The following is a 12,288-nucleotide window of genomic DNA, read 5'->3' on the forward strand; positions in this document are numbered from 1 at the left end:
ATCAGGCGGCCATTATGCAGGACATCTTCACAAAAGCCGCGCCTGTTGCCCCTGCGGCGTATCGTCGATCTCATAGCCGGCCGCGCGCGCCAGTGCGCGCAAGCGGTCCGCCTCGGCCCACTGGCGCTCCAGGCGGGCGGCAGCCCGTTCCGCCATCCACGCCTGCACCTGCTGCGGCACTTCCACCTGCGCCAGCTGCCAGGCCAGCAGATCGAGCCCCAGGGCCGTATCGAAGCGGGCCATGGTGGCCTTTTTCACGCCGTCGGGCATCTCGCTTTTCAGCAGCTCCCAGGCCACGGCCAGCGCGCGCGGGTAGTTCAGGTCGTCGTTGACGCAGGCCGCAAAACGCGCCAGCCACGCGGGGTCGGCCTCGCCATCCGCCTGGCCCAGGCCATGCACGGTAGAGCGCATGCGCGCCAGACCGCTGGCAGCAGCGCGCAAGGCATCGTCCGTGAAATTGAGGCTGCTGCGGTAATTGGCGCCCAGGCACAGGTAGCGGTAGGCCAGCGGATCGACACCCTGCTCCACCAGGCTGTGCAAACGTAAAAAGTCGCCCGAGGATTTCGACATCTTCGCCTCCCCGGTTTTCAGGAAGGCGCCATGCAGCCAGAAGTTGGCCAGGCGCGTGCCATGGCGCGCTTCCGTTTGCGCGATCTCGTTGCTGTGGTGGACGGCCACATGGTCTTCACCGCCGCAATGGATGTCGAAATACGCACCCAGGTGTTTTTCCGCCATGGCCGAGCATTCGATATGCCAGCCAGGGAAACCCAGGCCCCAGGGACTGTCCCACTCCATTTGCCGCCGGCCCGGCACGCCGCTGAACTTCCACAGCGCGAAGTCGCAGATATCGCGCTTCTCGCCCAGGTCTACCCTCTTCCCTGCCTGCAGGCCGTCGCGGTTCAGGCGTGCCAGTTTCCCATAGCTGTCCTGGCGCGTCGTATCGAAATAGATGCCGTCGTCCGTGCGGTAGGTATAACCCTTCGCTTCCAGGTCGAGGATGAATGCGATCTGCTCCGCAATGTGGTCGGTGGCGCGGCACCAGACGGTGGGCGGCAGGATATTCAACTGGCGCAGATCCCCCTCGAACGCGCGGGTGAATTCGGCGGCGATATCCCAGGCGGACTTGCCGCTGCGGGCGCTGCGGGCCTCGATCTTGTCGTCGCCGCTGTCTGCATCCGACGTCAGATGGCCCACGTCCGTGATATTCATCACGTGGCGCACCTGTAAACCGTTGAACTCGAGCGCGCGGCGCAAGCCGTCGACGAACAGATAGGTGCGCAGGTTGCCGATGTGCGCGTAGTCATAGACGGTGGGGCCGCAGGCGTACAGGCCCGCCTGGCCGGGGGCGATGGGATCGAACGGACGCAGGCTGCGGCTATACGTATCGTACAAATGAAGTGTCATGCGGGGCTCTCATGCGCGTTGCGGAAAAAGAAAATGGCCACAGGTTTTTCAACACTGTGGCCATCGGAATGAGGAGTAAAAGTTTAACGGCGCCGGGCCGCATCCTCACGAAGCCAGGTACACGGACACAGCGCAGCGGCGGCGCGGCGGTATGCAAGGACTGGATGGAAGATGGAAGAAATCATGATGAGAATATCGCATGCACGCGGGCGGGCCGTCAAGCCCTCCCGCAATGCGCTCTTATTTTTTCGCCTGCTCGATATGCGGCAGCAGCACCGTCAGGATGCCCAGCAGCGGCAGGTAGGAGCAGATTTTATACACATAGGCGATGCCCGACACGTCAGCCAGGTGGCCCATGGCGGCGGCGGCGATGCCGGAGACGCCGAACATCAGGCCAAAGAAGATCCCCGCGATCATGCCCACCTTGCCCGGCACCAGCTCTTGCGCAAACACAACGATGGCGGAAAACGCGGACGAAATGACGAAACCGATGATCACCGTCAATACAGCCGTCCAGAACAGGTCGACATACGGCAGCAGCAGGGTAAATGGCGCGGCGCCCAGGATGGAAATCCAGATCACGCGCTTGCGGCCGATGCGGTCGCCGATGGGGCCGCCCATGAAGGTGCCGGCCGCCACGGCGGCGAGGAAGAGGAACAGGTACAGTTGCGCCGCGCCGATCGACAGGTGGAACTTGTCGATCAAATAAAACGTGTAATAGCTCGACAGGCTGGCCATGTAGATGTATTTCGAGAACACCAGCAAGGCCAGCACGCCCAGGGCACCCATCACCTTGTTGCGCGACAAGTTCGGTCCATGGCCGCCCGCCTTCGGCTTGAAGCTGGCCAGGTGGCCGCTATACCAGTGGCTGACCTTGTACAGCACGCCGATGGCCAGCACGGCAAGCAAGCTGAACCAGGCGATATTGCCCTGCCCGCGATTCACGATGACGGCAGCCGCCAGCAGCGGCCCCAGCGCGGAACCGACGTTGCCGCCCACCTGGAACAGCGACTGGGCAAAGCCGTAGCGTCCGCCCGACGCCATGCGGGCCACGCGCGACGCTTCCGGGTGGAAAGTCGACGAACCGACGCCGATCAGGCCCGATGCGATCAACAGGGTCGGGAAGGTCGAGACGACGGACAGCATCAGCACGCCGGCCAGGGTAAAGCACATGCCGACAGGCAACAGGAACGGCAGCGGACGACGGTCCGTGTACAAGCCGATCCAGGGCTGCAGCAACGATGCCGTGCACTGGAACGTCAGGGTTATAAGGCCGACCTGGGTAAAGCTGAGTGAAAACTCGGCTTTCAGCATCGGATAAATCGACGGCAGTAATGCCTGGATCAAGTCATTGAGCAAATGCACGAAGGCGACGGCGCCCAGGATGTGCATGGCCAGACCGGATTGTTGTTGGGAACTAGGAAGCGAGGGCGCCGCCGGCACGGGCGTGGCCAATGCTGGGGCAGGTGTGGTTGTGTGCATGTGTCATCCGCAATAATCGGGCACGGCGGGCGGCCCGGCAAAGAAGCCAGTATAGTATGGTCACTGAACTGATAACTTCCAATAATCGTCGCCCAAGTGACAACCAAGAGACAAGCCCGCACCCCACATGTACACCCAGCAACCCGCCCAGACCCATCCCGATGGCGTGCCGTTCAGCCGCAGCACCAGCTCGCACGACTACCAGCACGTGCCGCGCCCCGTGACGGCCATGTCCAGGCAATATGCGGCGGGCGACTATACGGCGCCGCACAGCCACGTGCGGGCGCAGCTGCTGTATGCGACGGAAGGCGTGATGCGCGTCTCCACCGAGCACGGCGTGTGGATCCTGCCGCCGCGGCGCGCCTTGCTGATCCCCGTGGGCGTAGTGCATGAAGTCCACATCTTGAGCGAACTGAGCATGCGCACCGTGTATATCGACGCGCAAGTGGCCGCCCCGTATGGCGCCGATTGCAAGGTGCTGGAAGTGAGCCGGCTGTTGCGCGAGCTGATCCTGGCCTTGCTGGCCGAACCGATCGAATATGCGCTGGCGGGCCGCGGCGACTGGCTGGCGCACCTGATCCTGTCGGAGCTGACGGCGGCCGATACCGTACCCATCGCCATCCCCTGGCCGCGCGACCGGCGCCTGGTGGCCGTCTGTTCGGCCATCATGAGCGCGCCCGGCAGCCGGCGCAGCATCGAGGACTGGGCGCAGGACGCGGGCGCCAGTGCGCGCACCCTGATCCGCTTATTCCCCAAGGAAACGGGCTTGCACTACCGCCAATGGCTGCAGCAAGTCCACCTGGCCGAGGCCTTCTGCCGCCTGGACCGGGGCGAAGGCGTGGCGGCCATCGCCTATGCGCTGGGCTACGCCAGCCCCAGCGCCTTCAGCGCCATGTTCCGCCGCATCCTGGGCCGCACGCCGCAGCATTACCTGAGCGAGTGGCGCGCCGCCGACTAAACGAAAAAGCAGCCCGCGGGCTGCTTTTTTTTCATGTTCAAGCTGATTCTTTTTCGCCGGCAATCAAGCGGTAGGCCAGCGCGCCCAGCAAGGCGCCGATGATGGGTGCCAGCCAGAACAGCCACAGCTGGCTGGTGGCCCAGTCGCCCACGTACAGGGCCACGCCCGTGCTGCGGGCCGGGTTGACGGAGGTATTCGTGACGGGAATGCTGATCAGGTGGATCAGGGTCAGCGCCAGGCCGATCGGCAGCGGGGCGAAGCCGGCCGGCGCGCGCTTGTCGGTGGCGCCCAGGATGACGATCAGGAAGAACATCGTCAGCACGATTTCAATGACCAGCGCCGACAGCATCGAATAGCCGCCCGGCGAATGGGCGCCGAAGCCGTTCGAGGCAAAGCCCTTGCTGACATCGAAACCGGCCTGGCCGCTGGCGATCACGTACAGCACGCCGCCGGCCACGATGGCGCCCAGCACTTGCGCAATGATGTATGGCAACAGTTGATTGGCGGGGAAGCGGCCGCCGGCCCACAGGCCGATCGAGACGGCAGGATTCAGGTGGCAGCCCGAGATGTGGCCGATGGCGTATGCCATGGTCAGCACCGTCAGGCCAAAGGCCAGCGCTACGCCGGCAAAGCCGATGCCGAGGCCGGGAAAGGCGGCGGCCAGCACAGCGCTGCCGCAACCGCCGAAGACCAGCCAGAACGTGCCGAGAAATTCGGCGCCATATTGTTTCATGATGTATTCCTTTAAAGTGACGAGAAAACGTGCCAGGGACGACCAATCGGACCGCTCACCACCTTTGCCCCGCCAGGTAGCGACGGCAAAGCACAGCACCAGCAACGCACCGCTGCGTAAGCTGCAGAGCGCGCATAATGACATGATGTCATTATCAATGCAACATTATTACGTACAATAATGTTAATAGTTCTCTTGACACCTAAAGGTTGTTTTGATAATTCTCAAGCTGCAGTACGGCGCATGTACTTGTGTGGCGCCTCCAGTGGCGCAAAACCAAAGCTCGCATACAGGCCATGCGCGTCATCGGTGCCCAGCATCCAGACGACATCGCGCACACGCGCATCGTCGAGCGCGGCAGCCACGATCTGCTTGCCATAGCCGCGCCCCTGGTATTGCGGCAGCACAAACACGTCGCGCAGGTAGGCAAAATCCGTGTAATCGGTGATGACCCGGGCGAACGCCACTTGCTGGCCATCAACATAACCGCCGAAACACAGTGCGTTGGCGATGCCCTTGCGCACCGTTTCCAGCGCCACGCCGCGCTTCCAGTACGACTGCTCGCTCAGGTAGCGGTGGATCATGGCCACGTCCAGCTCGCCGCGTTCGCTGGAAATGCGCAGTGGCGCGTGCATCAGTTCTTGAACAACATATCGGCTTCGGCGATGCTGGGTTCGCCGAAGTAGACGGTGCGCGAGCCGCCCTTGCCATCGCTGCCGATATACACGCCCGTCATGCTGCGCTCGGCCGGGTCGTACAGGATGGAGTAGCGGTGGCCGCAATTGTGCGGTTCGCAGACACTGCTCAGCAGACGCGCCTTGCCGTCGATCTCGACGGGCTTGAGCGGGCTCGCCACACCATTCGGCACCCAGCGCTGCCGCTTCAGGCCTGCCTTCTTCAGGCCGATATTGAAGGCCTTGCGAAAGGCGTAGTCCGCCTTGTAGACGTCGGGGAAGTACGGGCAGGTGTGGCCGCCGTCGCAGCTTTGCGCCTGCTCGATCAGCGACAGTTGCGGCGTACGCGCGTGCGCCGGCAGGGTGGCCAGCGCCACGGCGGCGCCCAGGAACAGGGGCAGGAACAAACGTGCGGACATGCAATCTCCTAAAAGCATACAGTAATGCGGGCAGCATAGCAGAATGGCATGCTTGTGCGCCCGTCTCAGGGAGAACAGCGGATACCGACGACCCCGTTGACCTTGCCTTCCGCCCATCCCGTCTCGCGCCAGCGGTACACGCCGGGCGCGACGATGATCAACTGCCACTCCACCAGCTTGCCAGCGGCATTGAGGCGGGTTTCATTGTCATAGCGCAAAGTCAGGCTGCGCTCCGTTTCCGCCACCACCGTCGCGGCAAAGCGGTTGGTTTCCCCCAGCTTGCTTTTCCACGTCCGGTCGCTGAAGATCGCCAGCCGCTGATGGTCGTCAGACAGCTGCATGCGCGTAAAGTGCCGCGCTTCTTCACAAACGCTATTCGTATTGACGCTGTCGGACCAGCTGCCAGACAATTGCGCGGCATCAAAAGGAGTCGGAATGGCCGTCACGGCCGCAGTCAGCAGCAAGGTTGCAAGCATAGTTTATCGAAAGAAAACGAAAAGAATCATCATGGCAGGCGCAACGCCAGGGTAATGCTCGACGGCAACGCTGGCGTGCGCCGGTGCAAAGTCGCCTGCTCATAGGCATACGCCATCGCAATGAGTTGCATGTCGCCGTGCGCAGGGCCGATGAAGGACAAGCCGACCGGCAAGCCCCCGGCCACGCCGGCCGGCACCGTAATATGCGGCAAGGCCGACGGCGCCTGCGCCACGCCATGGCAGGTGGGCCCCACCAGCGCATCGAGGCTATGCGAGCCCAGCAGCGCTTCGATGCCGCCGGGCCCGGTCGCGGGCGGCATCTCGATCAATTCCGCGCCCTGCTCGCGCAACGCCAGCAGCGCCTGCCCGATCACGGCATCGGTCCCGGCGCACAGGCCGAACAGGCTGCGCGCCACGCCGATGCGGCGCCCATGCAAGCCGGCGGCATCCAACACCACGCCATCGGCCAGGCGTTCGCCGCTCAGGGCCGCGAGCAGCCAGGCCGCCTCGCGCACGCTGGGCGCCATCGGTCCGGCCGTGGCCGGCTCGCCGCCCTGCCCCTCGGCAGCCCTGCCCGTGGGCTTGATGGCGACCAGGCCGCAGTTTGAAGCCGGCGCGACGATGGAACCGTCCGCCGCGCTGTCGACGGCGAGGATGGTCAGCCCGGCCCAGCTGGCACTCGCATGCGGCACGCTGACGGCAGCCCATTGGCGCAAATTGCTTTTGCCGATGATGACGGCGCCGGCTGCGCGCAAGCGCGCCGCCACAAAGGAATCGCAGCTGGCATGCGTGGCCAGGGGCGCCTGCGTGCGCGTCTTCATGCGGTCGCCCGTGGCGATATTGTCGCGCAAGACGACGGGAATGCCATGCAAGGGGCCGCGCACCTTGTGCACCTGCCGTTCGCGGTCCATTTCCAGGGCGATTTTCAGCGCATCGGGGTTGATTTCAATGCCGGGATAGGCGCGCGCGCCGATGCTGCACAGGGAACGGATGCGCCCCAGGTACTGCGACGTCAGCGCATGGGAACTGAGTTTGCCTGCCTGCATCATCTGCTGTTGCGGCAACACGCCCGCATCGAGCAGATGGGCCATGGGGCTGGCGGGCGCCGTGGCACGGGCCAATACGGGACGCGCCACGCCCCGGGACGCGCCACTGCGTAACATCTGACTGCGCTGCATGCTATCTCCAGGAAACTTCAATGTTTCTACCGCAATAATGTTCTAGCCATAGCATAGCAGTCCTTGCAACACAATTGTTGTTGAAGGGAATTATTTTTTAAGCAAAAAAAACGCCGCCCGAAGGCAGCGTTTCTTGGTGATCCAGCACTGAGGCAAACCAGACCGGCATCTGCCGGGCCATGCGCGCAGCGCAGTGCAAGAATCTATCAGTTGCGTACGACACGCTTGTATTCGTTGGTACGGGTGTCGATTTCGATGACGTCGTCCTGTGCCACGAACAGCGGCACTTGCACGGTGTGGCGGTGTGCGTCGATGGCGTTTTCGATCTTGGCTTCTTTCAGGACGTTGCCCGAAGTATTGCCCTTGACCGCTGGCTCCGAGTACACCACTTGACGGGCGATGGTCGTAGGCAGTTCAACGGAGATAGCTTTGCCGTCGTAGAAAATGGCTTCGCATTCCATGCCATCTTTCAGGTAGTTCAGCGCTTCGCCCAGGTTTTCTTCTTCGATTTCGTACTGGTTGTACTCGGTGTCCATGAACACGAACAGCGGGTCGGCGAAGTACGAATACGTCACTGGCTTTTTATCCAGAACAACAACGTCAAACTTGTCGTCGCCGCGGAACACGTTTTCCATCGGGGTGTTCGTCAGAAGATTTTTCATCTTCCATTTGTAGGTGAAGCCCGTGCGGCTCGAACCGTTGACATCAGAACGCAACACGATCATTGGCTTGCTGTCGACCATGATGATATTGCCAACACGAATTTCTTTTGCGGGTTTCATAGGAATGTACGTAAAAAGTGGGTTGCATGAAGACCATCTGCCGCCTGTGCGCCATCGGCGCCGCAAGCTTGCGTTTGATCGGTTAAAAATACGTTAGAAATAACCGGGCATTTTACCTTAATTTTTGGCAAGCGCCTATCTCGTCGCGCCAGCGAACGCCAGCAGGTTACTTGCCAGATCGCCATTGGCCTGCATCTGCCGCTGCCAGGCCTGCGCGCGCGCCCGGATGCGCGGCAGGTTGGTTTGCAAAGCGGGCCACAGCTGCGCCCACGGCAAGGCGTCCGCGCTGGCGCCATTCCAGGCCAGCGCCGCCTGCACCAGACTGTCGATGGCGCCGTCCGCATCCACCGCATAGCGCTGCAGGAAGGCGCGCAATTTTACGTGATGCAAGTTCTCATCCTGCAGATAGATATGCCAGAGAAACGGCTGGCCAGCCCATTGCGCGCGCACGAAGGAATCCTCGCCGCGCACGAGATTGACGTCGCAAGCCCACAGCAGGCGGTCGTAATCGTCTTGCGGCACGAACGGCAACACGCGCACAGTTAGCGCGCCGCGCGTGCGCGCCGCACCGGCCAGCGCCGCACCGTCGCCGATAAACGCCTGAACGGCATCGAACGCGACGCCTTCCGGCACCAGGCATGTCACGGGCTCGCTGCCCGCCTGCCAGGCTGCAAACAGCTCGGCGACCGGGGCGGACGGGTAGCAGAACAGCGACACCTTCAAGGCGGACATTTCCGCCGCCGTCACGCCAAATTGCCCGAGGAATGCCGCCATGGCGCCCGCATCGGCCTGGAACGCCAGTCTTTTCTCGTCCAGCGCCGCTTCGCGCAGCAGGCCGCCCGTCTTGTTCGTGAAGCCGGGAAAGAAGAAATGCTTGATCATGCCGTGGCGCGGCGACGTCAGCGCGTGGCAACCCTCGACCCACTCTTCCGCCGTCAAGCCTTCCAGGTTCAGCCACACGGGATGCGGCGCGCACTGCGCCATGGCGGCGATATAGCCGGGCGGAATGTCGCAGGCAAAAAATTCGATGACGATGTCGGCGATGTCGGCCGGCGCGAATGCGCCATCCTGGTCGCGCCAGTGGCGCACCGTGACGCCGCCGGCCTGCTGCACTGGCGCCGTCACGTCGATTTCCGGGCATATCCGCCGGAAACTCGGCAAATCATCGACCCATAGGGTGACGGCCACGCCATGCTCGCTGCTCAACTGCCGCGCCAGGCGCCAGCAAATGCCGATATCGCCGTAGTTGTCGACGACTTTGCAGAAGATGGCCAAGGTTGGCGCGCGATCGGTAGCTAATGACATATTCAAAGGGGAAGAGAAAAATGTGGCATGGCAGCCCATAACAAAAAAGCCGCACTGTTACCAGGCGGCTTTTTTGTTGGCTGATTCAGCCGGTCTGGCGTCCCCAAGGGGATTCGAACCCCTGTACTCACCGTGAAAGGGTGATGTCCTAGGCCTCTAGACGATGGGGACAGAAAATCTGTCCTGAATGCACTATTCCGCATCCCGACCTGTTACTGCTTGCGAATCTGGCGTCCCCAAGGGGATTCGAACCCCTGTACTCACCGTGAAAGGGTGATGTCCTAGGCCTCTAGACGATGGGGACAGAAATCTGTCCTGAATGCACTAAATGCATCCTGACCCGGTACTGCAGCAATATTGCAGAAACAAAAAAAGCCTGACTTGTCAGGCCCATTCAGCACTGCACTCTTACTTTACAACTAAATCCTGGCGTCCCCAAGGGGATTCGAACCCCTGTACTCACCGTGAAAGGGTGATGTCCTAGGCCTCTAGACGATGGGGACCTGTGCTGGCTTTACTCTCAGCGGACTCTTCGTTGAAGGCTTTGCTTAGCCCCTCAAAAAAGCGTGCGCGAAGTTTAACACGAAGCGATTCACGAAATCAACTGCCGGCCTTCTTTTTTCCACCTTATTTGTATCATCGCTCCCTATGGAGACAGGATGATGGCAGGAAGATATGGAAGCGGCAGCACGCCAGGCACGCAGGAAAAACCGCGCCAACCGTCTGGCGCGGCAAAAGCATTCCTTAACGCAAGATATCGTCCGCATCGGCGATGCGCACGTCATGCATCTGGCCCAGATACGCCTCCAGGTAGCCCTTGTGGGATGCGCCGACGATGACCAGCACGCGCATGCCCGGGCGCGCCGCCATGATTTCGCGGATATTCGACGCCATGCGCAAGTTGCGCACCTCCCAGGAGGCCACGTAGTTGCGGCCATAACGCTGCGGCGAAGGCTCTTCCAGCGCCGCGCCAAAGTCGCCGCGGAAGGCCAGGTCCGCCTCTGCGCGTCCGTTATAGGCGCGGTAGATCGCCAGCACACCGGCGGGCGTATTCCATTGCCCCTCAAACCCGGCATGGATGCGCTTGCGCTCGGCCGAAAAGGAATTATTCCAGGCCGCCCTGATCGCCTTGGCATACGCCTTTTCATCGTCGACAGGCATATCGGACGTATGGTCATCCATGCCATGCACCCGCTCGTGCCCGCCCTTCGCCGCCAGCACGGCAGCAATCTGATAGCTCTCGTTGCGCTGCCCCAGCAAGGAATTGAGGTTCACGGCCAAGGGCTCGCTCACGCCGTCACCGGCGCGCCGCTCATCCGCGGGCAGGCGCAGCCATTGCACCAGCGCCGATGCACGCTCGCCACCGGCCAGGAACAGGGAAGCCAATGCGCGCCGCTGGGCGGCGGACGGCGCCGCCGGCCAGGCGGCCAGCAAACGTTCGGCCTGCGCCGTGGCCGCCACCACATCGAGCCCCGTGGCGGCCCGCGCGGCGGAAGTGTCATAGCAATAGGTTTTCACCGTATCGTCATAGCGCTGCGGATAGGCGCGCAAGTAAGCGCATTGCAAGCCGGAAAGCGCCTCGATCGCGATCGCATCCGGCCGCCAGCCCGCCAGGCGCTCGTTGAGCAAGCTCAATTGAGACGGATCAAACGATGTTGGCAATTGCGCCAAATGAGGCGAACCGAGCACCAGCACGTCATTGAACGGCCCCTTTTGCAACTTCAGCGCACCAGGATCGAATTTCGCCGCAGGCGGCGCCTCCGCGTGCGCGGGAACGTGCATAACGGCAGCAAGAAAAAAACTGGCAAATACGCGGTGCATCCTGTCTCCTCAGTGTAATGGTCCATTTTTTATCCGCGGGCATAATGAAATCAAGCCGCCTGCCAAATGTAACCACTCCGCAAATCACTGTCAGTTATATCCATGCAACCAATAGGCACAAAAAAAGCCGCCCGAGGCGACTTTGATGTATTTCCATTTCCACCCCATTGGCAAACGCAAGCGGGATCAAACACTCGCCTCTTGCCTGCCATACAAACATCCCAACAGTTAAACCATACTTCCCTGAAAGGCATAACAACAAATGCTTCGGAAATAAAAAAAGCCGCTCGAGGCGACTTTGATTTATTCATTACCATTTACCACCTGTTTCTGCGCTGTTGGTGGAGGTAAGCGGGATCGAACCGCTGACCTCTTGCATGCCATGCAAGCGCTCTCCCAGCTGAGCTATACCCCCCGGGCGCAGAAACACTGCTACTTCTTTACAACCACAACACCAGACTGAACTGGCGTCCCCAAGGGGATTCGAACCCCTGTACTCACCGTGAAAGGGTGATGTCCTAGGCCTCTAGACGATGGGGACCTCGGTACTACAGTTTTACCACCTTACTTCTGCGCTGTTGGTGGAGGTAAGCGGGATCGAACCGCTGACCTCTTGCATGCCATGCAAGCGCTCTCCCAGCTGAGCTATACCCCCCGGGCGCAGAAATAATAAAAGCCGCACTTGGCGACTTTGTTCCACTACTTGCTTTCCATCCAGATTCCGCTTTTTACGGCCCTGAACTTACAACAATCAGTACAAACAACTGCCACTACTATACCACAACTACCTGGCGTCCCCAAGGGGATTCGAACCCCTGTACTCACCGTGAAAGGGTGATGTCCTAGGCCTCTAGACGATGGGGACCGCGGAACTTCCAAACAACTACTGCACCACTTCAACGACTAACAAAACCTGACTGCGGTTTTGCTGCTGGTGGAGGTAAGCGGGATCGAACCGCTGACCTCTTGCATGCCATGCAAGCGCTCTCCCAGCTGAGCTATACCCCCGTTGGTGCAGAAACAAGAGTATAGCAAAGAAGTTTCACTCTGCAAATA

General features: G+C 61.3%; 11 protein-coding genes and 8 tRNA genes. 1 reads left to right on the forward strand and 18 read right to left on the reverse strand.

Features of this window, described 5'->3' with window-relative positions:
* Window positions 1-27 precede the first annotated feature (27 nt).
* Together cysS and O0879_RS09250 are read right to left on the reverse strand one after the other, a co-directional pair.
* Entirely contained in the window at window positions 28-1,404 is a 1,377-nt protein-coding gene (gene cysS, locus O0879_RS09245; protein WP_289916070.1) for a cysteine--tRNA ligase, read from the reverse strand.
* Between the two features lie 240 nt (window positions 1,405-1,644).
* Window positions 1,645-2,796 (reverse strand): MFS transporter, encoded by a 1,152-nt coding sequence (locus tag O0879_RS09250; RefSeq protein ID WP_289916178.1) that lies wholly within the window; start codon window positions 2,794-2,796, stop codon window positions 1,645-1,647.
* A 217-nt stretch (window positions 2,797-3,013) separates the two neighbouring features.
* Here O0879_RS09250 and O0879_RS09255 point away from each other — a divergent pair, with 217 nt between their 5' ends.
* Window positions 3,014-3,844 (forward strand): helix-turn-helix transcriptional regulator, encoded by an 831-nt coding sequence (locus O0879_RS09255; protein ID WP_099664735.1) that lies wholly within the window; start codon window positions 3,014-3,016, stop codon window positions 3,842-3,844.
* Between the two features lie 37 nt (window positions 3,845-3,881).
* Here the strand turns inward: O0879_RS09255 and aqpZ are convergent, their stop codons facing one another.
* From aqpZ to O0879_RS09335, 16 genes are all read right to left on the reverse strand, one after another.
* Complete coding sequence (aqpZ, locus tag O0879_RS09260; protein ID WP_289899133.1) at window positions 3,882-4,577, reverse strand: aquaporin Z; 696 nt, start codon at window positions 4,575-4,577, stop codon at window positions 3,882-3,884.
* 224 nt (window positions 4,578-4,801) lie between these two features.
* Window positions 4,802-5,212, reverse strand: coding sequence for a GNAT family N-acetyltransferase (locus O0879_RS09265; protein WP_289916071.1), 411 nt, complete (start codon window positions 5,210-5,212; stop codon window positions 4,802-4,804).
* A complete protein-coding gene (locus tag O0879_RS09270) occupies window positions 5,212-5,670 on the reverse strand; it encodes an Ivy family c-type lysozyme inhibitor (RefSeq protein WP_180278591.1) in 459 nt (152 codons plus the stop codon). Before O0879_RS09270 ends, O0879_RS09265 begins: the two co-directional genes overlap by 1 nt.
* Window positions 5,671-5,735: 65 nt before the next feature.
* The gene (locus O0879_RS09275; RefSeq protein ID WP_251351828.1) at window positions 5,736-6,146 is read right to left on the reverse strand and encodes a hypothetical protein; all 411 of its coding nucleotides are present in this window, start codon (window positions 6,144-6,146) and stop codon (window positions 5,736-5,738) included.
* A 29-nt stretch (window positions 6,147-6,175) separates the two neighbouring features.
* Window positions 6,176-7,324 carry an amidase family protein gene (locus tag O0879_RS09280; protein WP_289916072.1) on the reverse strand — a complete coding sequence of 383 codons (1,149 nt, stop codon included), beginning with the start codon at window positions 7,322-7,324 and terminating at the stop codon, window positions 6,176-6,178.
* A 206-nt stretch (window positions 7,325-7,530) separates the two neighbouring features.
* The gene (locus O0879_RS09285) at window positions 7,531-8,106 is read right to left on the reverse strand and encodes an elongation factor P (RefSeq protein ID WP_034758247.1); all 576 of its coding nucleotides are present in this window, start codon (window positions 8,104-8,106) and stop codon (window positions 7,531-7,533) included.
* Window positions 8,107-8,241: 135 nt separating this feature from the next.
* Entirely contained in the window at window positions 8,242-9,411 is a 1,170-nt protein-coding gene (gene earP / locus O0879_RS09290; protein ID WP_289916073.1) for an elongation factor P maturation arginine rhamnosyltransferase EarP, read from the reverse strand.
* 95 nt (window positions 9,412-9,506) lie between these two features.
* Window positions 9,507-9,582: transfer RNA gene (locus tag O0879_RS09295), tRNA-Glu, on the reverse strand.
* Window positions 9,583-9,639: 57 nt separating this feature from the next.
* A tRNA-Glu gene (locus O0879_RS09300) sits at window positions 9,640-9,715 on the reverse strand.
* Between the two features lie 123 nt (window positions 9,716-9,838).
* Window positions 9,839-9,914 (reverse strand) — tRNA-Glu (locus O0879_RS09305).
* A 241-nt stretch (window positions 9,915-10,155) separates the two neighbouring features.
* The gene (locus tag O0879_RS09310) at window positions 10,156-11,193 is read right to left on the reverse strand and encodes a DUF5694 domain-containing protein (RefSeq protein ID WP_289916074.1); all 1,038 of its coding nucleotides are present in this window, start codon (window positions 11,191-11,193) and stop codon (window positions 10,156-10,158) included.
* Window positions 11,194-11,571: 378 nt separating this feature from the next.
* Window positions 11,572-11,647, reverse strand: a tRNA-Ala gene (locus O0879_RS09315).
* 50 nt (window positions 11,648-11,697) lie between these two features.
* Window positions 11,698-11,773 (reverse strand) — tRNA-Glu (locus tag O0879_RS09320).
* A gap of 38 nt (window positions 11,774-11,811) precedes the next feature.
* Window positions 11,812-11,887 (reverse strand) — tRNA-Ala (locus O0879_RS09325).
* Between the two features lie 134 nt (window positions 11,888-12,021).
* Window positions 12,022-12,097: transfer RNA gene (locus tag O0879_RS09330), tRNA-Glu, on the reverse strand.
* Between the two features lie 67 nt (window positions 12,098-12,164).
* Window positions 12,165-12,240, reverse strand: a tRNA-Ala gene (locus O0879_RS09335).
* Between the last annotated feature and the right edge of the window lie 48 nt (window positions 12,241-12,288).

Origin of the sequence: Janthinobacterium sp. SUN120 (assembly GCF_030397735.1) — a bacterium.
In the GTDB taxonomy this organism is placed as follows: domain Bacteria; phylum Pseudomonadota; class Gammaproteobacteria; order Burkholderiales; family Burkholderiaceae_D; genus Janthinobacterium; species Janthinobacterium kumbetense.